Here is a 22222-nt window from a genome sequence, read left to right as displayed (position 1 = left end):
CAGCGAGACGGACGAGCGCCCGCCGAGGTTCCCGCCCTAGCCCCCGAACACCGGTTCGTGCCGCACCGGGAAGTTGACGGAGGACGCGATGAAGCACATCTCGTGGGCGCGCTCGTGCAGGGCGCGAGCCCGCTCGACGTCCGTGCCGGGCGCGAGCGTCACCTCGGGACGCAGGACGACCTCCTGGAACCGTCCGGACCCGTCCCGCTCCTCGCTCATGGTCCCCTCGGGACGGTCCACGTAGCCGGTGACGACGACGCCCTCCGCCGCGCAAAGCCCCAGGTACCAGAGCATGTGGCACTGCGACAGCGACGCGACGAGCAGTTCCTCGGGATTCCACCGCGCCGGATCGCCCCGGAACGCCGGATCGGAGGACCCGCCGATGACCGGCTTGCCTTCGGCGCTCAGATCGTGCGCCCGCTCGTAGGCGCGGTATCCGCTCGTCCCGGTCCCGGTGTTCCCGGTCCACGTGACGGCAAGTCCGTAATGATGCGTTCTGGCCATGCCCCCATTGTCGACCGCCCGGCGGACCGCCGAAGGGCGCGGGGCCGCCGCACGGCCCCGCGCCCGCCCCCGTCGCAGCACTCAGACGACGAGGAGCGTCTTCCCCGGCACCGAGCGCGCTTCCATCGCGGCATGCGCCTCCGCCGCGTCCGCGAGCGGGAACGTGCGCCCGATGGCCGGCCGGAGCCGTCCCGCCGCGGCGTCCGCCAGCACCCGCGCGACCCGGTCCCGGGCATCCGCCGCACCGGCCAGCGCGAAGAGCTGATCGAGCCCGATCACGGTGACCCCGCGCGCGGCGGCCTCCGCCGCGTCGACCGACGTCGCCGCCCCGCTGGACGCGCCGTGAATCGAGAACCGTCCCCCGCGCGCCGTGACCTCGAACGCCGCCCGGCCGATCGCCCCGCCGACCCCGTCGAACACGACATCGGGCCCGCGCCCGCCGGTCGCGGCCCGGACGGCGTCCGTCCACCCGTCACGCGAGTAGTCCACGACCGCCTCGGCACCCAGCGCACGCGCCACGTCCAGCTTCGCGGAGCTACCGGCCGCGCCCACCACCCGCGCCCCGGCACCGCGCGCGAGCTGAACGAGCAGGCTCCCGAGCCCCCCGGCCGCCGCCTCGACCAGCACCCATTCCCCGGGCCGGATCGCGGCGCGCTCGAACAACGCGAGCGCCGTCTGCCCATCGTTCAGCAAAGCGGCGGCCTCGGGCGTCCCAAGCCCGTCCGGCACCGGCACCAGGAACTCGGCGTCCGCGACAGCGAACTCGGCATTCCCACCGCGCCCATCGACCGTCCGCGTGACGACGCGCCGCCCGACCCACCCGGGATCGACACCGCCCCCGACCTCCACGACCGTCCCCCCGACACCCCCGCCGGGCACGAACGGCACCTCGGGCAACGGCGGCCCCGGCGAGAACCCCCGCCGCAACTGCGTCTCCACAAAGTTGATCTCGGCGACCTCCACCCGGACGAGCACCCGCCCGTCCCCCACACCAGGCTCCGGCACCTCCTTCGCCACCAACACGTCCGGTCCCCCGAACGCCGTAACGACAACAGCACGCATGTGCCACACCCCTTTCGATCGACACCCCAACCCTCCAACCTCAACCGCACTAGAGGTCAACCCGCACCCAACGTGACCCCCACCTCCCGTGCCCCTCAACCACCCACCCCGAATCCTCACCCCACCTGCTCGGCGACGACAGGCACCGAGCACATCAACGTCCAAGCCGGTCTGTGCCCAAGGCGTCAGTGACCCCTGAAAGACTGACGAACATCCCTCCACCAAAAGGATGCAGACAATGTTCGAGCCACTGAGCCGGGAGGACGTGCCGCTAGGCCCCTTCGGCGGCGTAGAGCTGAAACTATGGCGCAGCCGTTCGGGCAAGATCTGGCACGGAGACCGGACGTGCCGGGTACTCAACGACGCTCTGCGAGAGATCGTCCAGACCCAGCCGTATAGCGGGACGCTCGCGGACGTCGCCCAGCCCGGGGGCCTGCACTGCGCGCCCGACGGCACTCTGGCCACCTATCTCACGGCGGCGCGGGCTCTCCTCAAATTCGATACTGAGACCATCAGGAAGGCGATTCGTTTCGCTGAGGGCGACTTCGATCTCTCGATCTTCTCACCGAGCACGCTACCCGAAGAGCATCCGACGCTCACGGAGGCCTCTCTTCTGGAGGTCTGGCAGCTCTGCCTTTCACGCAGGAAGCAACTGACCGAGTCCATACTGGAAGAAATCCCCAGCCGACTTCCGATCATCATCGCGGCAGCAGCACTGCGCCATCAAACAGCGTCTCGCGTTCCATATGGCCGCTGGGAGAAATATGAGGATTTCCTGGCGGCAGCGGAACGTGAATTTGCGCCGCTAAATTCGGACGAATGGGATGCAGAGACGGCAGGCCGGCTGATTTCGCGTAGCTACGTCTTTACGAAATACTTGAAAAAGATCGAGGAGGGCATTCGACCCGACAAGGCCATTGCCACTCTCGCGGAACAGCAAAAGAACTGGGTACAGCGTGCAGCCATGAACAACGTCACCTCTCCACCCGACGAGGTCCACGCAATCTGGTTGCGGATAGGCGAGAAATGGAAAGCCATGCTCCAGGGAGCCTGCGCTGGACATCCTGGAGAGGTCTTCGCAATCCTTCACGAGGATTTGCTACCCTTCCCCGCCCCCATTTTCCATCGACTATACCCGTGCGCGCGATTGAGAACGACCCACTTTACATGGCTTGCGGGGAACGTACCGGCCGTATTTCGAATGATGTTCCGAGAACGCAACAGGGGACTTCTGGGTCTCGACCTCGAACGAGAGTACACACACCTCTACACGGGCGATAAGCCAGCCTTGTTCCTGCAAAACCTTGTCACCTACCATGGCATGCAGAAACTTGCCGAACACGTGGAAACTAACGCCGAGGAGACCAACCGGGAGCCCGTAGAAGTTAACACCGAGGACCCCCACCTTCACGGCTTCGGCGAAGGGTTCAATGACGGCGGCCTCGCCCGGTGGCAATGTTTTCCCGCATTGCGAGCCGCCAAGGACGGGATCAGCTTTGCCGACGAAGAAGACGAAGAAGATCCATGGGACGACGATCCCGACCTCGAAGAGGCGATCAACCAGTTGCTGGACCGCGGCGACTCGGCGACCGTCCTCGAAGCGGCACAACTGCAGTTGAGGCGAGAAAAGCTGGCCGAATTGAAAGTGCTGGTCGAGTCCAGGTCAAGTAGCGAAGGCGAAGTCCATCAAGCCTTGAAAAAATTGTCGTGGATTTTCGGCGGCGAGTACGTGAACGAAGCCGTCCGCCGTCGGCTCACACCGGGCCTCGAACTCGACATCCCGCTACTGCGACCGGACGGTGTCCTCCACATCGTAGAGCTGAAGAAACCATCGCTACGAATTGTTAAAAAACACCGGAGCGGCTTCGTCGCGGCACGGGCCGTCCACGAAGGCGTCGGCCAAGTGATGAACTACATGACCTTGCTCGACGAGCGAAGAAGCGAACTGCTCGACGAGTTCGAGATCGATACAAGGCGGGCCAGCGCCACAGTCGTCGTCGGCCATCCTGAGTTCGAGGAGAACGTGAGCGAGCGTACGATCAACGAAACACTGCGCGTCCTCAACTCACATCTGAGCAGAGTCGAAGTGATCAGCTACAAGCAGTTGATCGACCGCGCTGAACGGAACCTCGACCTGACCGAGCACTGGACGCCGGACGACAGCGCCCAAGGCCCAGACCCCGAACTAGGCGCCGACGACCAGGCGTAACGGAGCCGGGGGCCGGGCGGGTGCCCGGCCCCCGGCTCGCGGGGCGTTCGGTTAGCTGCAGCCGCTGGTGGAGCCGCAGCCTTCGCAGACGTAGCAGCTACCGGCGGGGCGCATCTTCGTGCCGCAGGTCATGCAGAGCGGCGCGTCGGCCGTCCGGCCCTGCGTGCTCTCGATGATCTCCATCGAGGAGTGCGCGGGGGCGGGCGGCGCGGCGACGGCGGGCGACGGCGCCGGACGGGTGATCTCCGCCGACTGCGCCAGCGCGTCGTGGTCCTCGGCGCGCAGCGCGGCCGGGTCCTCGCCGCTGGCCTGCCGCGCGCGCTCCTCGGCGGTGAAGATGCCGAGTTCGGCGCGCTGCTCGTACGGCATGTTGTCCAGCGCCAGCCGGCGGAAGATGTAGTCCATCACCGACGTCGCCATGCGGATGTCGGGGTCGTCGGTCATCCCGGCCGGCTCGAACCGCATGTTCGTGAACTTCTCCACCCACGTCTCCAGCGGCACGCCGTACTGGAGGCTGATGGAGATCGCCATCGAGAAGGCGTCCATGACGCCCGCGAGCGTCGACCCCTGCTTGCCGAGCTTGAGGAAGACCTCGCCGAGCCCGTCGTCGGGGTAGGACGACGCCGTCATGTAGCCCTCGGCGCCCGCCACCGAGAACCGCGTCACGGTCGCCGGACGCTGCTTGGGCAGCCGCTTGCGGACGGGCCGCACCTCGGCCGGCTCGGCCACGGCCGCGGGAGCGGCGGTCTCCTTCTTGCCCGCCGCCGACAGCGGCTGGCCCACCTTGCAGTTGTCGCGGTAGATCGCGAGCGCCTTCAGGCCGAGCTTCCAGCCCTCGAAGTAGACGCGCTCGATGTCCTCGATCGTCGCCTGCTCCGGCATGTTGACGGTCTTGGAGATCGCCCCGGACAGGAACGCCTGCACCGCCGCCATCATCCGGACGTGCCCCATCGGGCTGATCGCCCGCTCGCCCATCGCGCAGTCGAACACCTCGTAGTGCTCGGGACGCAGCCCCGGCGCGTCCACGACGTGCCCGTTCTCGGCGATGTACTCGACGATCGCCTCGATCTGCTCCTGCTGGTAGCCGAGCTGGGTGAGGGCGCGCGGCACCGTCTGGTTGACGATCTGCATGGACCCGCCGCCGACGAGCTTCTTGAACTTCATCAGCGCGAGGTCGGGCTCGATGCCGGTGGTGTCGCAGTCCATCATCAGGCCGATGGTGCCGGTCGGCGCGAGCAGCGACGCCTGCGCGTTGCGGTAGCCGTTGCGCTCGCCGAGCTTCAGGCACTCGGCCCACTGGCGGGTGGCGGCCTTGTGGACGGCGCGGTCCACCGCGTCCAGCGTCCGCAGGTCGTCGTTGGCGGCGGCGTGCTTGCGCATGACCCGCTTGTGGGCGTCGGCGTTGCGCGCGTACCCCTCGTACGGGCCGACGATCCCCGCCAGCTCCGCCGACCGCCGGTAGGCGACGCCCGTCATCAGCGACGTGATCGCGGCGGCGAGCGACCGCCCGCCCTCGGAGTCGTAGGCGTGCCCGCTCGCCATGAGCAGCGCGCCGAGGTTGGCGTAGCCGATGCCGAGCTGCCGGTAGTCCCGCGTCGTCCGCGCGATCTTCTCGGTCGGGAAGTCGGCGAACGTGATCGAGATGTCCATCGCCGTGATGATCAGCTCGGTGAGCTTGGCGAACCGCTCGACGTCGAACACGTTGCCCGCGCCGAGGAACTTCAGCAGGTTGATGCTCGCGAGGTTGCAGGACGAGTTGTCCAGCGACATGTACTCCGAGCACGGGTTGCTCGCGGTGATGCGGCCGGTCTCGGGGTTGGTGTGCCAGTCGTTGATCGTGTCGTCGTACTGGATGCCCGGGTCGGCGCACCCCCACGCCGCCTTGGCCATCAGCCGGAACAGGTCCTTGGCGCGGACCTTCTCGATGACCTCGCCGCTCAGCCGCGACCGCAGCCCGAACTCGCCGTCCTCCTCGACCGCGCGCATGAACTCGTCGGACACGCGCACCGAGTTGTTGGCGTTCTGGTACTGGACGCTCGCGATGTCCCGGCCGCCGAGGTCCATGTCGAACCCGGCGTCGCGCAGCGCGCGGATCTTGTCCTCCTCGCGCGCCTTGGTCTCGATGAACTCGGCCACGTCGGGGTGGTCCACGTCCAGCACGACCATCTTGGCGGCCCGGCGGGTCGCGCCGCCCGACTTGATCGTCCCGGCGGACGCGTCCGCGCCGCGCATGAACGACACCGGCCCGCTCGCCGTCCCGCCGGACGACAGCAGTTCCTTGGACGAGCGGATCCGCGACAGGTTGAGTCCGGCGCCCGACCCGCCCTTGAAGATGATCCCCTCCTCCTTGTACCAGTCGAGGATCGACTCCATCGTGTCGTCCACCGACAGGATGAAACACGCCGAGACCTGCTGCGGGGACTTGGTGCCGACGTTGAACCAGACGGGAGAGTTGAAGCTGAAGAGCTGGTGGGCCAGGGCGTAGGTCAGCTCGTGCTCGAAGATCTCGGCGTCGGCCGAGGACGCGAAGTAGCCCTCCGCGAGGCCCGTGTCCACGTAGGCACGGACGACGCGGTCGATGAGCTGCTTCAGGCTCCACTCGCGCGCGGCCGTGCCGACGGCGCCGCGGAAGTACTTCGACGTGACGATGTTGACCGCGTTCAGCGACCAGAAGTCGGGGAACTCGACGCCGCGCTGCTCGAAGTTGACCGAGCCGTCGCGCCAGTTGGTCATGACGACGTCGCGCCGCTCCCAGCGGATCTCGTCGTACGGATGCACGCCCTCCGTCGTGAAGATCCGCTCGACCTTGAGGCCCTTGCGGCCTCCCTTGCCGCGCCGGGCCGACGATCCGCTCACCGTCTCGGTCATGGGCTTCCCCCTCCGGACCCTCCCGCCGGGTCCTGTCCAGGACGATTGAACCCGGAGGACGATGGCGTCCCCGGGCTGTCCGTTCTCAGTGCTGTTGTGCCGATCCGCCGCTCACCGGGGCGGCGCGTGTTCTCCAGGAGTGCGCCCGCGCAGGTCCTCGATCTCCCGGGCGAAGTCGTCCAGGGACTCGAAGGACCGGTAGACGGACGCGAAGCGCAGGTAGGCGACCTCGTCGAGTTCGCCGAGCGGCCCGAGGATCGCCAGGCCCACCTGGTGCGAGGGGATCTCGGCCGAGCCGGTCCCCCGGAGCGCCTCCTCGACCCGCTGGCCGAGCTGGGCCAGCGCGTCCTCGCCGACGGGCCGCCCCTGGCAGGCCCGGCGCACCCCCGCGATGATCTTCTCCCGGGAGAAGGGCTCGGTGACGCCGCTGCGCTTGGCCACCATGAGGAGCACGTTCTCCTGGGTCGTGAACCGCTTGCCGCACTCCGGGCACGAGCGGCGCCGCCGGATGGCGGCCCCGTCGTCGGCGGAGCGGCTGTCGATGACCTTGGTGTCGGGGTTGCGGCAGAACGGGCAGTGCACGTGTCTTCCTCTCCCCTGACGCAAGGCCGCGTCACACGGACGTCACACGACCACAATCTGTGGTTAATGATACCGCGTCGACTACTAGATGTTGTGGTCAACCGTAGGGCGCCGACGCACGCTACGCAACTCTGACCTGGCGTCCCGCGCGTAGACCCTGATCACATCGGACCTCGCGCGCACCATTCCGGCGTGTCGCGCCGGCGCAGCAACTTACTCCCGCCGCGCGGGTCAGCGGGCGGGGACCCGCAACCTGCTCCCGGGCTGGACGATCGACCCCGACATCCCGTTGAGGTCGCGGATCCGCCGGACGGTCGCGCCCGGGTCGCCGTGCGGGTCCGCCCGGACGGCGATGTCCCAGAGCGTGTCGCGCTCGCCCACGACGACCGTCGCGGTGCGGGCGGCGTCCCGGACGGGCCGGGGCCGCGGGCTCGGCGGCGTCCCGGCGTGCAGCGCGCCGGCGACGGGCCACAGCACGGCCAGCGCGACCCCCGCCGCGAGGACGCCGACGACGATCCGTCCGCGCCGCGTCAGCCGCAGCCCCGGCCGCCCCTCCGGCCGGCTCACGGCCCGCGCCTCGGCCCGGCGCACGACGCGGGGCGCCACGAACGCCGGGACGTCCGCCAGCGGTTCGCCGCGCCCGCCGATGATCAGTCGCAGATGCCCCCGGCGGCGCGGGAACCCCCGCCGCGCGCCGTCCTCGGGAGCACCGCGCTCCTCGTGCCCGGCGACGAGGCCGCCGCCGCACACCGCCACCTGTCCCCGCTGGAGCGAATCACCCATCTCTGCCCCTCCGCGACCGGTCCGCACCCGACGTTTCGAATGCATTTTCGATCGAACGTGTGTACGATGTTCTATCGCACGGCAGTGGGGGAAGGCGAGCATCTTCTTCGAACAATTGTTTGATCATCGGTCGTGGAGGCGGTAGCGTTCCCTGGACGAGGAGTGACGGATCCGACCGCCTGGAGGCGACGAGCGATGAGCAAGGCCCGGGAGCTGCCCGACGGTTCCGGCGAGGGAAGCGGGCTGACCCAGCGGCAGCGCATGGTCCTCGAGGTCATCCGCGACTCGGTCCAGCGGCGCGGCTACCCGCCGTCGATGCGCGAGATCGGGGAGGCCGTCGGCCTGACGAGCACCTCCAGCGTGTCCCACCAGCTCCGCACCCTCCAGCGCAAGGGCTACCTGCGGCGCGACCCGAACCGTCCGCGCGCGGTCGAGGTGCGGGTGCCGGGCGCGACGCCGGTGCGCACCGCCGAGGACGTCGACGGCGCCGAGCCGGCCGGGACGCGGCCCGCGCCCGCGTACGTGCCGCTCGTCGGCCGGATCGCGGCGGGCGGCCCGATCCTCGCCGAGGAGGCCGTCGAGGACGTCTTCACGCTGCCCAAGCAGCTCGTCGGCGAGGGCACGCACTTCCTGCTCAAGGTCACCGGCGACTCGATGATCGACGCGGCCATCGCCGACGGCGACTGGGTGGTCGTCCGGCAGCAGCCGGTCGCGGAGCAGGGCGACATCGTCGCCGCGATGATCGACGGCGAGGCCACCGTGAAGACGCTGAAGCACAGGGACGGCCATATCTGGTTGATGCCGCAGAACCCGGCGTATGACCCGATTCCGGGTGACGAAGCGTCGGTTCTGGGACGTGTGGTCGCGGTTCTCCGCAAGATGTGACGGGAGAATCCTGACATACCACGGCGTTCCCGTCCGGCGGACCGAAATCTTTCCCGCATTGACAAACCGTCCAGTGCGACGGCCCCGAACGGCCCCGTGATTCCGTCCCCGAGCACGGACACGCGAAAGCCCCGCCCGGACGTCCCGGACGGGGCTTTCGCGCGTGCTCAGCGGCGCGGCACGATGTTCACGATCTTGGGCGCGCGGACGATCACCTTGGCGATCTCCGCTCCGGCCAGGGCCTCCACGACCCGCTCGGACGCCAGCGCGAGCGCCTCCAGCTCGCCCGCGTCGATGCCGGGCGCCACGTCCAGCCGGTCCCGGACCTTGCCCGCGACCTGCACGACGCACGTCACCGACTCCTGGACGAGCAGCGCCGGGTCCACCGCGGGCCAGCCGGCCGTCACGACGGGCGCGGTGCGGCCCAGCCGCTCCCACGCCTCCTCGGCCGTGTAGGGCGCGAACAGCGACAGCAGGACGGCGACGGTCTCGGCGGCCTCGCGGACGGCCGGGTCGGCGGCGCCGGGCCCGGAGTCGATCGCGCGCCGGGCGGCCGAGACCAGCTCCATCAGCCGGGCGATCGCGACGTTGAACCGGGTGGCCTCGACCAGCCCGGTGACCTCCTCGATCGTCCGGTGCGTGACGCGGCGCAGCTCGCGGTCCCCGGCGGCGGGGTCGGCGCCGGGCGCGGACGCGACCTCGGACGCGACGCGGTGCACGCGCGACAGGAACTTCGCCATGCCCTGCGGGGACACGTCGGCCCAGTCGATGTCGTCCTCGGGCGGGCCGGCGAACAGCATCGCCAGCCGGACGACGTCCACGCCGTACTCGCCGATCTGCTCGCCCAGGTCGACGCCGTTGCCCAGCGACTTGGACATCGCCTTGCCGCCGTTGACGACCTGCCCCTGGTTGAGCAACTGCTTGAACGGCTCGGTGAAGTCCACCAGGCCCATGTCGTACAGGACCTTGGTGAAGAACCGGCTGTACAGCAGGTGCAGGATCGCGTGCTCGACGCCGCCGGTGTAGCGGTCGACGGGCATCCAGCGGCGGACGGCCTCGACGTCGAACGGCCCGTCGGTGTAGTCCGGCGAGCAGTACCGGAAGTAGTACCAGGACGAGTCCACGAAGGTGTCCATCGTGTCGGAGTCGCGCTTGGCGGCGCCCCCGCACTTCGGGCAGTCGACGTTGACCCACTGCTCGGCGGCGGCCAGCGGGGACGTCCCCTTGGGCGCCAGGTCCGAGCCGCGCAGGTCGTCGGGCAGCCGCACGGGCAGCTCGTCCTCGGGGACGGGCACCTCGCCGCACGCCGGGCAGTGCACGATCGGGATCGGGCAGCCCCAGAACCGCTGCCGCGAGACCAGCCAGTCGCGCAGCCGGAAGTTGACGGCGGCGCGTCCGGTGCCGCGCTCGGCCAGCAGCTCGACCGTCCGGGCGATGGCGTCGGCCTTGCCCAGGCCGTCCACCGGCCCGGAGTTGACCAGCGTGCCCTCGCCGGGCGTGGCGACGCCGGTCGCCGCGGGGTCGGGCGCGCCGGTGTCCACGACGACGCGGACCGGCAGCCCGAACTTCAGCGCGAAGTCCAGGTCGCGCTGGTCGTGCGCGGGCACCGCCATGATCGCGCCGTGCCCGTACTCGGCCAGGACGTAGTCCGACGCCCACACCGGGATCCGCTCGCCGTTCACCGGGTTCACCGCGTACCGGCCGAGGAACACGCCGGTCTTCTCGCGCTCGGTGGACAGCCGCTCGATCTCGCTCTCGCGCGACACCTCCTCGCGGTAGGCCTCGAACGCGGCGCGCTGCTCGGGCGCGACGACCTGCTCGGCCAGCGGCGCGTCGGCCGCGACGACCATGAACGTCGCGCCGTGCAGCGTGTCCGGACGCGTCGTGTAGACGGTGACGGGCTCGGCGCGGCCCTCGATGACGAAGTCCACGTCCGCGCCGGTGGAGCGGCCGATCCAGTTGCGCTGCATCAGCAGGACGCGCTCGGGCCAGCCGCCTTCGAGCTGGTCCATGTCGTCCAGCAGCCGGTCGGCGTAGTCGGTGATCTTGAAGTACCACTGGGTCAGGACGCGCCGCTCCACCAGCGCGCCGCAGCGCTCGCAGTGGCCGCCGACGACCTGCTCGTTGGCCAGGACGGTCTGGTCGTTGGGGCACCAGTTGACCTGCCCGCCCTTGCGGTAGGCCAGCCCGCGCTCGTAGAAGCGCAGGAACAGCCACTGCGTCCAACGGTAGTACTCGGGGTCGGAGGTGTGCAGGCGCCGCGTCCAGTCGAAGGACGGGGCGTAGCGCCGGAACGACTCGGCCTGGGTCTCGATGTTGGCGTACGTCCACTCGGCGGGGTGGGAGTCGCGCTTGATCGCGGCGTTCTCGGCGGGCAGGCCGAAGGAGTCCCAGCCGATGGGGTGCAGGACGTTGTACCCGCGCTGCGTCCAGTAGCGGGCGGACACGTCCCCGATCGCGAACGCCTCGGCATGGCCCATGTGCAGGTCACCGGACGGGTAGGGGAACATGTCCAGGGCATAGCGGCGCTCGCGCGGGTCGTCCGGGCCGCCCGCCCGGTGGGGCGCGAGCCGCGCCCAGCGGTCCCGCCACTTGTCCTGGACGGCCCGCGGGTCGTACCCGTCGGCCGCCTGGTCGTTGCGCGAGGTCTCGTCGCTGCTCACGTCGCTGCTCCACTGGTTCCGGTCGTTGAGGGGCCTGCACGGACATGCCCTGACATGAAAGAACCCCTCGCACAGGAGGGGTCGCCGCGCTCGCCGGGTAGGGCTCAGCGCGGCGGTCGAAGAAGGAGGGCCGTGGTCCGCATACAACAAGACTAGCGCAGGGGCAAGGCCGTCGCGCGGTCGATAACGGCCACCGAACCGACCGGATGGTCACAACCTTGATGTCAAGCAAGCACCACATATGGCGTCGGCCGCAACTTATGTATCAGGATGAGCACTACGGTTCGTACACTCGCCAGTAGTAACCGCCTGGTGACACCACCCGGTACGAGGAGTGCCATGCTCAATCTCTCCGTCCTTCTCGAAGACGCGGCCCGCGAGACGCCCGACCGGGACGCGGTCGTCCTCGGCGACACACGGCTTTCGTACGCGCTGCTGGACACGGTCGCGAACCAGGTGGCGAACCTGCTGGCGGCGCGCGGCCTGCGGCCCGGCGACAAGATCGCCCTGGCGTCGCCCAACGTGCCGTACTTCCCGATGGTGTACTTCGGGGCGCTCAAGGCCGGGGTGGTGGTCGTGCCGCTGAACGTCCTGCTGAAGCCGCGCGAGATCGCCTACCACCTCGCCGACTCCGAGGCGAAGGCGTTCTTCTGCTTCGAGGGGACGCCGCAGCTCCCGCTCGGCGAGGCCGGGTTCGCCGGCTTCCAGGAGACCGACGCCTGCGAGCACTTCTTCCTGATGCCCGCCGACCCGACCGCGACCGCGTCCCCGATCGAGGGCGCCGAGCCGTTCCTCGCCGCGATCGGCGGGCAGCCCGGGACGTTCGAGGCCGTCCAGACCGACGCCAACGACACCGCCGTCGTCCTCTACACGAGCGGCACCACCGGGCAGCCCAAGGGCGCCGAGCTGACGCACGGCAACCTGCTGATGAACGCGATCGTCTCCGACAGCCTGTTCGAGAAGACGCTGCACGACACGCTGCTCGTCGCGCTGCCGCTTTTCCACATCTTCGGGCAGACCTGCATGATGAACGTCGGCCTGTTCCGGCGCGGGACGCTCGTCCTGCTGCCCCGGTTCGACGCCAAGCAGGCCGTCGCGCTGATGGTGAAGGAGAAGGTGAACGTCTTCGCGGGCGTCCCGACGATGTACTGGGCGCTGCTGACCGACGACACCTCCCCCGAGGACGTGGCGACGATCCGCGACAACCTGCGCGTCGCGTCGTCGGGCGGGTCGGCGCTGCCGATGGAGGTCCTCAAGGGGATCAAGGCCAAGTTCGACGTGAGCATCCTGGAGGGCTACGGGCTGTCGGAGACGTCCCCGGTCGCGTCCTTCAACCGGCCCGACCGCGAGCAGCGGCCCGGCTCGATCGGCCTGCCGATCTGGGGCGTGGAGATGAAGCTCATCGACGACGAGTGGAAGACGATCGAGGGCGAGGGCCCCGGCGAGATCGCCATCCGCGGCCACAACATCATGAAGGGCTACTACAACCGTCCCGAGGCCACCGCGGGCGCGATCCGCGACGGCTGGTTCCGCACCGGCGACGTCGCCCGCCGCGACGAGGACGGCTACTACTACATCATCGACCGCTCGAAGGACATGATCATCCGGGGCGGCTTCAACGTGTACCCGCGCGAGCTGGAGGAGGTCCTGATGACGCATCCGGACGTCTCCCTCGCCGCGGTCGTCGGCGTCCCGCACGAGTCGCACGGCGAGGAGATCAAGGCGTACGTGATCCGCACGCCCGGCGCGACCGTCACCGAGGACGAGCTGATCGCCTGGGGCAAGGAGCAGTTCGCCAACTACAAGTACCCGCGCATCGTGGAGTTCCGCGACGAGCTGCCGATGACCGCCACCGGCAAGATCCTCAAGCGCGCGCTGCGCTGATCCGCCGCGGTCCGGGGACGACGGCGCGGTCCCCGGGCCGCTCAGCCGGTGTACGGCAGCCGCTTGATGCCGTTGACGAAGGCCGACTCCAGCCGGTCCGGCGCGCCCGTGGCGCGGACGTCCGGCAGGCGCCCGAACAGCTCGCGGAACAGCACGGAGACCTCGCGGCGGGCCAGGTGCGCGCCGAGGCAGAAGTGTGGGCCGGGACCGCCGAAGCCGACATGCCCGGACGTGTCGCGCAGGATGTCGAACCGCTCGGGCTCGGGGAAGACCGACTCGTCCCGGTTCGCCGACCAGTAGTAGAGCACCAGCTTGTCGCCCGCGGCGACGTCGTGGCCGTTCAGCGTCGTGTCGCGGGTCGCGGTGCGGCGCATCCAGATCACCGGCGAGACGTACCGGACGATCTCCTCCACGGCCCCGCCGATCCGTCCCTCGAAGTCCGCCAGCAGCAGTTCCCGCTGCTCGGGATGTTGGGTGAACAGGTCCAGGCCGTGCGCGATGGCGTTGCGCGTCGTCTCGTTGCCCGCCACGACGAGCAGGATGAAGAACGAGCCCAGCTCCTGGTCGGTCAGCGACTCGCCGTCGATGTTGGCGTTGACCAGCGCGGACGTCAGGTCGTCGGCGGGCTCGGCGCGGCGGCGCGCCGCCAGGTCCTCCACGATGGCCTTGAGCGTCTGCGCCGCGTCCAGCAGCGCCACCACGATCCGGTCGGGCTCGCCGAGCGGGATGAACTCCGCGTCGTTGCCCGCCAGGATCGTGTTGGACGCCGCCAGCACCGCCGCGTGGTGCTCGGCGCCGATGCCCATGAGGTCGCAGACGATCGTCAGCGGGAGGCGGGCCGCGACGTCCGCCACGAAGTCGCCGGTGCCCTCGCCCGCCGCGACGCCGGCCACGAGCCGTGCGGCGACCTCGCGGACCTGCTCGTCGAAGCGCCGCACCATGCGCGGCGAGAACGCGCGCGACACGATCCGGCGGATCTTGGCGTGCCGGGGGTCGTCCATGCTGATCATCGAGCCGAAGTACTCGTGCATGTCGCCCGGCATGTCCGGAATGCTGATCGCGCCCCGGCCCGAGCAGAAGTCCTGCGGCCGGCGCGACGCCTCGACCACGTCCGCGTGCCGCGTCACCGCGTAATAACCCGGGCCGCGCGGGACGACGAAGACCTCGGGCTCCTCGAACCGGGGCAGCCGGGGCTCGCCGCGCAGCGCCGCGAACGCCGCGTGCCGGTGCTCGTGCGGCGCCCGCCAGAACGCCCAGTCGGTCAGGTTCACGTCCGCGGCCCGCAGCTCGTCCATGATCGTGAACGTACCCCGGGACGCGGCGGCCGTCAGCCCCCACAGCGGGCGCGGGGGGCGTGCCCCCGCGCCCGCCGCCGCGTCAGACCCCCCAGTCGGGACGCAGCGGCATCCGCGCCCCGCCCTCGTCGTCCACCTTCACGCCGAGCGTCTGGTGCAACTGGATCCAGTTCTGCTCGAACCCGAGGACGCACCCGGCCATGTAGACCCGCCACACCCGCGCGGTGCCCTCGCCCACCTCGGCGACGGCCTCGTCCCAGTGGTCGTCCAGGTTCCGGCACCAGCCGAGGAGCGTCCGCGCGTAGTGCTCGCGCAGGTTCTCCTGGTGCCGGATCTCGAAGCCCGCGTCGTTCATCTGCTGCTGGATGAACCCCGGGCCCTCCAGCTCGCCGTCGGGGAACACGTACCGGTTGATGAAACCGCTCTGCTTCATCGACGGCGCGAGGTTGTCCGGACGGGTGATGGTGTGGTTCAGCATCCGGCCGTACGGCTTCAGCTTCCCGTACAGGAACGAGAAGTACGACGGCAGATTCGCCTTGCCGATGTGCTCGGTCAGGCCGATCGAGCTGACGGCGTCGAACCCGGACTCGGCAACGTCCCGGTAGTCCATGTGCCGCACTTCGGCCAGCTCCGACAGGCCCCGGTCGGCGATGGCCTTCTGCGCCCACTCCGCCTGCTGCTTGGACAGCGTCACGCCGAGTGCCTTGACGCCGTACTCCTTGGCGGCGTGCATCACCATGCCGCCCCAGCCGCAGCCCACGTCCAGCAGCCTCATCCCCGGCTTCAGGCCGAGCTTCTTGGCCACCAGGTCGTGCTTGTGGAACTGCGCCTCCTCCAGCGTGGAGTTCTCCTCCGGGAAACAGGCGCACGTGTACGCCATCGAAGGACCGAGAACCCACTCATAGAAAGTGTTGGAAACGTCGTAGTGGTGGGAGATCGCCTGCGCGTCCCGCCGCTTGGAATGCCGCAACCACGCCGGGACCCGGCTGAACGGCGCCTCCTGCGGCGGTGGCGGGAGCCGGCGCGACACCGCGCCGCGCAGCAACGGGTCCCCGAGGACGCCCCCGACGATCCGCAGCTTCTCGCGCGGCGTCACGTCGCCGAGCACCTTCTGCATCGTCGACAGGGCCGTGTACATGTCGCCGCTCACGTCGACCATGCCGCTCACGTACGCGCGGGCGAGCCCGAGCGCGCCCGGCGAGTGCACGAGATACGACACCGCGTACGGGGAGCGCACGTCGAACCGGATGTCCGCGCCCGGATGCCCCGAGCGCGACCCGTCGTAGGCCGCGAACTCCACTGGCGCCGCAGGCCCGGCCAGGCGCTCGAAGACCTTGGCCAGCGTCATCTTTCTTCCTCCTGTCTCCACGCCCCGCCGAGGCGACGGGATCGCGCCGGCCCGCGCGGGACCGGCCCCTCCCCAGGCGCGGAACGCCTCAGCGCCCGCGCACGCACTTGTCGTAGAGGTCCAGCAGCCGCTTCCCGGGGTCGTAACCCGCTTTCAGCCGCTGGTAGGTCTCCCCGTCGTAGTGCCGCCAGAACTCGTCCCGGCTGTAAAAAGCGGTCGAGTAGAGCGATTTGTGCCCGTCGAGGGCCGCTACCTCACGCTCGATGAGCCGGTTGTGGTATTCGGGGATCTGGCCGGGGGGCAGCCGCACCGTCCCCCAGAAACCGGCGTTGACGTACGTCCGGCCCGGCTCCAGCGGGTACAGCGGCCAATTCTCGCGGGCGCGCAGCGGGCACAGCCAGATCGGCGCCATCCCGACCTTGGCGTGGAAGAAGTCCAGGAACTCCGGCAGCCGTCCGACCGGCACCTCGATGTCCTGGATGACGTCCTCGCGGGGACGCAGCCCGCGCCACCGCTCGATCCGCGCGATGACCTGGTAGCGGCGGTCGTAGGCGACGAGCTTGCGGTAGACGTCCGAGCGCTTGGCCCGGTCCGGCCAGACGCGGCGGACGAGCGGGTTCTGCACCCCGAACGCGCCCGAGCACCAGAACCAGTCGGTGTCCCAGCGCCAGATGTAGTCGCGGACGGTCAGGAAGTCCACCGAGCGCTGCTGGATCGAGCGGTAGTAGATGTTCTGGCCGGTGTAGTCGGACGTGTAGGGCGCTTCGTCGGTGAAGAAACCGAGGGTGAGGTACTGCTCGTCGGCGCTGAAGACCGTGCCGTCCAAAAAGTCGACGGTCTCGCCCTCGTGGACGCCGCTCGCGACGAGTTCGTCCATCGCGCGGCTCAGCGCGTCGGCGTCGGCGAACCGCAGGTGCCGCAGCTTGACGTACGGCTTCACCGGCACCAGGTCGATCTTCAGGCGGAGGCTGTAGCCGAGCGTGCCGTAGGAGTTCGGGAAACCGTAGAAGAGGTCGCTGTGCTCGTTGTCGCGCGTGGCGACGACGACCTGCCCGTCGCCGGTGAGGATCTCCAGCTCCCGGACGCCCTCGTGCGGCAGGCCCAACCGGAACGACGTCGACTCGATGCCGAGGCCGGTGACCGCGCCGCCGAGCGTGATCGTCTTGAGCTGCGGGACGACGGTCGGCATGAGGCCGTGCGGCAGCGTCGCGTCGACCAGGTCCTCATAGGTCGTCATGCCCTGCACCTGCGCGGTGCGCGTGTCGGGGTCGACGCTCAGCACGCGGTCGAAACCGGAGACGTCCAGGCCCGGGGCGTCGGACGGGTCGCGCCACCGGAACAGGTTCGAGGTCCGCTTCGCCAGCCGGATCGGCTGCCCCTCCGGGATCGCCGCGTACGAGCGGCGCAACGCCTCGACCGCCTGTTCGTGATCACCGTTGACCAGCAGGTCCGTCATCTCACCCTCCCCGTGACAGTAAACCGGTCATCCCATGTATCGTCCACATAATTGGGCGAGAGGGTGCTCACACACCCCAGGGAGTACCGGCCGTCCGACTATCTCACGAGGCGCAGGATCCAGGGCGTCCGGAAACCCTTCCCGGTGAGCGCGACGACGGCCGCGACCGCCGCGACGGCCCAGGTCAGAGCGTAGAGCACGCCCCCGATCCCGAACGTCACCACCGTGACCAACAGCAGAGTCAACTGGAAGTTGACGGCCTCGACGGCGTGCCGCCGCACATACGCGGAGCGCTTGCCGCTCGTCAGCATCAGCACGAGCGGACCGACGAAGAGCGTCGGAACACCGAGCGCGTGCGACAACGCGGCGAGCACCCGGTCCTCCCCGCTCAGCTCACCCGTCCGCGTCCCGTCCTCCCGGCCCGACGCGAGGTCGACGAGCACGGTGTCGAGTTCGCCGCGCGTCTTGGCCGTCATCGCCAGGTGAGTACGGAGATCGAACTCGTCGTGATCGAGACGCCCCTCGGCATAGGCGTCCTGAAGACGCCCGACGACAGCGTCCCGCTCGGCATCGGACACACGAAGCCGGCCGACGTCCTCGACGCCGCCGAACTGATTCCCGTCCATGCCCTCATGGTGCGCTCCCCGCACGCCCACCACCATCGGGGACGTCCCTGACCCAACCCTGACCCGCCCTCCCCCCAAGGTCCCGCCCCACACCCACCCACGCCACCACACGCACGCCACAACACGCACACCGTCACACACGGCCGCAGTTCTCCCCGAACACGCACGGCATCGCGCGGCAACGCACGCGGCGGACGGCAACGGACGCGGCGGACGCGGCGGACGCGGCGGACGCGGCGGACGCGGCGGACGCGGCGGACGCACGCATTATGGACGTCCACGCACGCGGCGGACGCACGCGTTATGGACGCGCACGCCTGCGGTAGCAGACCATCCCAAGCCGACGCAGGCGATTGTCGACGCGCGGTCGCACGCGAGGCGAGCGACATCGTCGCCGACCAGGGAGCGCTCTAAGCGGCCGTCGCGCTCGTGCCCGCTGGAGTCATGTGGCTGGATCGGTGCGCAGGAACTCGGGCGGCCGTTCCTCCCACTCCGGGACGTCCAGCGCGTTGAGCGCCGTGACGATGCTGCGCTCCTCGTAAGCGAAGTGCGATTCCATAATCGCCATGAGGCCGTCGAGTTCGCCGCGCACGCGCTGCGCCTGCCGGGGGTCAGCGGCGCGGGGATCTATGCCGGCGACGAGCTCTCGAAGACGGCGCAGGATGTCGGAGACCAGCCGATGGTCCTCGCGCAGCTTGTCCAGTACGGGCGCCAGGTCGGGATGCCGCTCGGCAAGTGCGACGAAAGCCCCGCCGTCCTCCCCGGTGTGATGGCGTTCCAGCGCGGTGCAGAAGGTCAGGCAGTGCGCCCGCAGTTCTTCCGGCGCCGGGCCGCCATCAAGCCGGGCGTCAACGCCCTCGCTCAGACGGGCGAGTTCCGCGCGGAGCCAGTCGTGAACCTCGATCAGTTGGTCGCCGAACGCCGCCAAGCGCGCGGACTGGGTGTCGGGAGTCTCCATTGACGACCCATCGTGGATCCGAGCGCCTCCACGGTCAAGACGCATGCGCCCGGCCCGCCACCCGGCACCTTCACGCCTCCAGAAGAAGATCGCCGATCCCCGCGCGGCGGGCTGCCACGCGCGGCGGGGTGTCCCGTGCGGCGGGGTGTCCCGTGCGGCGAAGTGCCGCGCACAGTGGGGTGCCGCCTGCGGCGGGGTGCCGCCTGCCGTGAGGCGCCGCGTGCCGTCAGGCGCCGCGTGCCGTCAGGCGCCGCGTGCCGTCAGGCGCCCCCGCGCGGCGGGGTGTCGCGTGTGGCGGGGTGTCGCGTGTGGCGGGGTGTCGCGTGTGGCGGCGTGCCCCGTGCGGCGGGCTGCCCCGTGCGGCGGGGTGTCCCGTGCGGCGGCGTGCCCCGTGCGGTGAGGTGCCCCGCGCGGCGGCGTGCCACGCACAGTGGGGTGCCACGCACCGTGGGGTGCCGCGTGCGGTCGGGTGCTCCGTTGGGTGAGGCGCTCCGTGCGGCGGCGTGGCCCGCGCGGTGGGACGTCGTTACCCGCGCCGGGTGCCGCGTGCGGCGGGGTTGGGCGGGGTGGGTCAGTGTTTGCGCATGGTGTAGCGGTGGCCGGGCTTGAGGTGCGTGCCGAGTAGTTCGGGGACGGTCGCGAAGACGTACCCCTTGGCCTTCAGCGCGCGGATGATCGCCGGGACGGCCGCGACCGTCGTCGGGTGGATGTCGTGCATGAGGACGATGTAGCCGGGCTTCGTGCCGCGCACGACGCGCCGCGTCACGATGCCGCTGTTGCGGTCCTTCCAGTCGAGCGGGTCGACCGCCCAGAGGATCTGCGCGAGGCCCAGCTCGCGGGTGACGGCGGCGACCGTCCGGTCGGTCGAACCGTAGGGCGGACGCATCAGCACCGGCGTGACACCGGCGGCGCGGCGGACGGCGCGCTGGGTGCGCAGCAGTTCGGAGCGGACGGTGGCCGCCGAGGCCCGGCCGAGGTCGGCATGGCTCCAACTGTGGTTGCCGACGACGTGGCCGTCCGCGATCTCGCGGCGGATCACGGCCGGTTGGGCGGCGGCGTTGCGTCCGACGACGAAGAACGTCGCGCGGACGCCGCGCTCGGCGAGCATGCGCAGCAGCGTGCCCGTCTTCGGGCCCGGTCCGTCGTCGAACGTGAGCGCGACGCATTTCTGTTTCGCGCAGTCGATGTGCCGGGGCGCGCCCGTCCCGGCCGTCACCGGGTCCTCCGTCGGCGGCTCCTCGGTCGGCGGCAGGGTGCCCGCCGGTGCGGGCGTTCCAGGACCGCCCGCCGTACCCGGCCGGACGGGTGCGCTGCCGAGTCCCGGTCGTCCGGGATTCGCCCCGCGCCGTCCGGGAGCGACGGCCGGACGTTCGACCGACTTCCCCGATCCCCGCACATTCCCGGGACCGGCCTGCGGTGCGGGCACCGCGGAAAAGGAACGGTCCGCCGCGGCCGGAACACTCCCGAAACTGCTCGACCACCCGCAGAGGACCGCCGCCGCGGTGACCACCGCGGCGAAGCGCACGCGACTCGCCATCTGTCCCCCTTCTACCGGCCCCGATGCCGGTCATCCTAGAACCGCGCGCCCCGAAAAGGCGGCCGGTGGGAACCCGCGCGTCCCCAAGACCGTTTATGGTCATAGTCCGCTCATCGACCCGGAAAAGGATTCCGGGCACCGCGAACGGGGGACGCCGATGAGGATCCGCGACCGTTTCGGGCTCCGCAAGAACCGGGGGCCGCGACAGAACACACTCGACCGCGAGGCGACCGACGCCGACGTCGAGGCCCTGATCGCCTTCGCCCGCTCCCGCCGGGGCGTGGAGTTCTTCGTGGAGCCGGAGACCTTCGCCACCGACACGACGGCGGTCGCCGTGGCCCACGACGGCGAATGGACCCGCCGCCGCGTCGGCTCACCCCGCGTGATCGCCAAGGTGGCCCGCAACCTGAGCCTCCCCATCTACGACGTCCAGATCGTCGGCTACCCGCCCCGGATGCGCGCCTACAACGAACGCAACTGCGACCGCCGCCTGGACCCCGGCACCCCCGGCGAAGCCGTCGCCTCCTAACTCTTCTCTTCGCCCACAGGACAGTCTGGGCGTGGTCGGCGCAGGTCGGGCTGTCAGAAGTGGCGGGCCAGGCGGGCCTGGGTGTCGGACGGCGGGACGCCCAGGGCGATGATCTCGCGCAGGAGCGCGGCCATCGAGTAGGACGGGGCGGCGGTCAATGCCCTGTCGAGAGCCAGGTTCGCCAGGGCTCCATTCCCTACAAGGTAGGCCGTGTAGGCGAGGAGTGACGCGGGAGCGGCCGTGTAGTGCGGCGCAATGCGGCGGGTCGTGTCGCACCAGAGGTGAAGGTGGTCGGCGGGGGCGTCGTTGGCGTGCTTCCACGCTTCGTCCCGGACGGGCAGGGACGTCAGCAGAAGGCCAAGCCAGGCTGTGTCGTCGTCGGTCGGCGGGGTTCGGTCCGTGCGGAAGCGTTCGAGCAGGCAGGTGACGAAGGGGATCCCTTCGGCCGTCAGCAGGGTCGGGGTCGATGGCGGGCCGGTGGCGGACGGACCCCTTGCCAAGGCGGCCAGGCGGTCTTCGGCGCGACGGGTGGCGGCGCGCATCGCGGCGGCGGCCTGGCCGGTCACGGGAGCGATCGTCCGGGCCAGGTCGGCGCGGTCGGCCAGGGCGACGTGGCCCGCGTAGACCGCCTCGGCCGTGACGCGGGCGGCGCGGGTGTCGATCGGACGGCCCGACGGCGGGCAGCACGTCTCGTCGGGGCAGCCGAGGCGCCACCAGCGGTCGCCCAGGACGCGCAGGATGTCGATCACCTTGACGCCGTGGCGGTCGAGGGCGGCGGCGAGCGCGTGCGCCGCGTCGTCCGTCCGGTCCGGGGGACCGTAGCCGAGGACGATCGCCTGCTCGAAGCCGTTGCGGGCCAGGACGGGCGCGGTCTGCTCGTCCACGTCGGGCAGGTCCTGCCGGACGGCGCACGCGGTGCGCGGGCCGCCGAACGCCAGACAGACGAGGCTGTCGGCGGGGTGGAAGCCCAGCAGATAGGGCACGGCGGCGATGGCGTCCCGAGGGTCGCCGATCTTCAGAGGCTCGTTCATGC

The 22222-nt window shown here is 70.2% G+C and carries 17 protein-coding genes and 1 pseudogene; 4 read left to right on the top strand and 14 right to left on the bottom strand.

The window, feature by feature from the left end; genetic code table 11:
* Nucleotides 1–36: 36 nt before the first annotated feature.
* Nucleotides 37–504, bottom strand: a complete 468-nt coding sequence (locus BTM25_RS24410) for an OsmC family protein (RefSeq protein ID WP_103565371.1) — start codon at nt 502–504, stop codon at nt 37–39.
* Nucleotides 505–585: 81 nt separating this feature from the next.
* Nucleotides 586–1527, bottom strand: a complete 942-nt coding sequence (locus BTM25_RS24405) for a zinc-binding dehydrogenase (RefSeq protein WP_328589673.1) — start codon at nt 1525–1527, stop codon at nt 586–588.
* Between the two features lie 277 nt (nt 1528–1804).
* Between BTM25_RS24405 and BTM25_RS24400 the strand changes: the two genes are divergently transcribed.
* Entirely contained in the window at nt 1805–3775 is a 1971-nt protein-coding gene (locus BTM25_RS24400; RefSeq protein WP_168212234.1) for a Shedu anti-phage system protein SduA domain-containing protein, read from the top strand.
* A gap of 51 nt (nt 3776–3826) precedes the next feature.
* Here the strand turns inward: BTM25_RS24400 and BTM25_RS24395 are convergent, their stop codons facing one another.
* The 3 genes from BTM25_RS24395 to BTM25_RS24385 all read right to left on the bottom strand — a co-directional run bounded on the left by BTM25_RS24395 (nt 3827) and on the right by BTM25_RS24385 (nt 8008).
* Nucleotides 3827–6643 carry a vitamin B12-dependent ribonucleotide reductase gene (locus BTM25_RS24395; protein ID WP_103565369.1) on the bottom strand — a complete coding sequence of 939 codons (2817 nt, stop codon included), beginning with the start codon at nt 6641–6643 and terminating at the stop codon, nt 3827–3829.
* A gap of 111 nt (nt 6644–6754) precedes the next feature.
* Nucleotides 6755–7225: a transcriptional regulator NrdR gene (gene nrdR, locus BTM25_RS24390; RefSeq protein ID WP_103565368.1), complete on the bottom strand. Its 471-nt coding sequence runs from the start codon at nt 7223–7225 to the stop codon at nt 6755–6757.
* Between the two features lie 231 nt (nt 7226–7456).
* The gene (locus tag BTM25_RS24385; RefSeq protein WP_168212233.1) at nt 7457–8008 is read right to left on the bottom strand and encodes a LysM peptidoglycan-binding domain-containing protein; all 552 of its coding nucleotides are present in this window, start codon (nt 8006–8008) and stop codon (nt 7457–7459) included.
* 195 nt (nt 8009–8203) lie between these two features.
* On the opposite strand from BTM25_RS24385, the gene lexA reads away from it, so the two are divergent.
* The gene (lexA, locus tag BTM25_RS24380) at nt 8204–8893 is read left to right on the top strand and encodes a transcriptional repressor LexA (protein ID WP_103565366.1); all 690 of its coding nucleotides are present in this window, start codon (nt 8204–8206) and stop codon (nt 8891–8893) included.
* A 167-nt stretch (nt 8894–9060) separates the two neighbouring features.
* Here the strand turns inward: lexA and leuS are convergent, their stop codons facing one another.
* Nucleotides 9061–11556: a leucine--tRNA ligase gene (gene leuS, locus BTM25_RS24375; RefSeq protein WP_103565365.1), complete on the bottom strand. Its 2496-nt coding sequence runs from the start codon at nt 11554–11556 to the stop codon at nt 9061–9063.
* A gap of 339 nt (nt 11557–11895) precedes the next feature.
* Between leuS and BTM25_RS24370 the strand changes: the two genes are divergently transcribed.
* Nucleotides 11896–13440 (top strand): long-chain-fatty-acid--CoA ligase, encoded by a 1545-nt coding sequence (locus BTM25_RS24370; RefSeq protein WP_103565364.1) that lies wholly within the window; start codon nt 11896–11898, stop codon nt 13438–13440.
* A 41-nt stretch (nt 13441–13481) separates the two neighbouring features.
* Here BTM25_RS24370 and BTM25_RS24365 read toward each other — a convergent pair whose 3' ends face one another.
* The 7 genes and pseudogenes from BTM25_RS24365 to BTM25_RS24340 form a co-directional block, all read right to left on the bottom strand.
* Nucleotides 13482–14735 carry a cytochrome P450 gene (locus BTM25_RS24365; protein WP_103565363.1) on the bottom strand — a complete coding sequence of 418 codons (1254 nt, stop codon included), beginning with the start codon at nt 14733–14735 and terminating at the stop codon, nt 13482–13484.
* Between the two features lie 82 nt (nt 14736–14817).
* On the bottom strand, nt 14818–16083 hold the full coding sequence (locus BTM25_RS24360) for a class I SAM-dependent methyltransferase (RefSeq protein WP_103565362.1): 1266 nt from the start codon (nt 16081–16083) through the stop codon (nt 14818–14820).
* A gap of 88 nt (nt 16084–16171) precedes the next feature.
* The gene (locus tag BTM25_RS24355; RefSeq protein ID WP_103565361.1) at nt 16172–17539 is read right to left on the bottom strand and encodes an FAD-binding oxidoreductase; all 1368 of its coding nucleotides are present in this window, start codon (nt 17537–17539) and stop codon (nt 16172–16174) included.
* A 98-nt stretch (nt 17540–17637) separates the two neighbouring features.
* Nucleotides 17638–18015, bottom strand: coding sequence for a DUF4870 domain-containing protein (locus BTM25_RS24350; protein WP_235828689.1), 378 nt, complete (start codon nt 18013–18015; stop codon nt 17638–17640).
* 12 nt (nt 18016–18027) lie between these two features.
* Nucleotides 18028–18165, bottom strand: a pseudogene (locus BTM25_RS30525) (DUF1707 SHOCT-like domain-containing protein); the annotation flags it as partial.
* 442 nt (nt 18166–18607) lie between these two features.
* Nucleotides 18608–19123, bottom strand: a complete 516-nt coding sequence (locus tag BTM25_RS24345) for a hemerythrin domain-containing protein (protein WP_103565359.1) — start codon at nt 19121–19123, stop codon at nt 18608–18610.
* A 571-nt stretch (nt 19124–19694) separates the two neighbouring features.
* Entirely contained in the window at nt 19695–20339 is a 645-nt protein-coding gene (locus BTM25_RS24340; RefSeq protein WP_168212232.1) for a polysaccharide deacetylase family protein, read from the bottom strand.
* A 478-nt stretch (nt 20340–20817) separates the two neighbouring features.
* Between BTM25_RS24340 and BTM25_RS24335 the strand changes: the two genes are divergently transcribed.
* Nucleotides 20818–21189 carry a hypothetical protein gene (locus tag BTM25_RS24335; protein ID WP_103565357.1) on the top strand — a complete coding sequence of 124 codons (372 nt, stop codon included), beginning with the start codon at nt 20818–20820 and terminating at the stop codon, nt 21187–21189.
* 53 nt (nt 21190–21242) lie between these two features.
* On the opposite strand, the gene BTM25_RS24330 is transcribed toward BTM25_RS24335, so the two are convergent.
* Nucleotides 21243–22220 (bottom strand): DUF4192 domain-containing protein, encoded by a 978-nt coding sequence (locus BTM25_RS24330; protein ID WP_103565356.1) that lies wholly within the window; start codon nt 22218–22220, stop codon nt 21243–21245.
* Nucleotides 22221–22222 lie beyond the last annotated feature (2 nt).

The organism is Actinomadura rubteroloni, from assembly GCF_002911665.1.
In the GTDB taxonomy this organism is placed as follows: domain Bacteria; phylum Actinomycetota; class Actinomycetes; order Streptosporangiales; family Streptosporangiaceae; genus Spirillospora; species Spirillospora rubteroloni.
The sequence above is the reverse complement of the archived record's forward strand: the minus strand, read 5'-3'. Positions and strand labels throughout refer to the sequence as shown.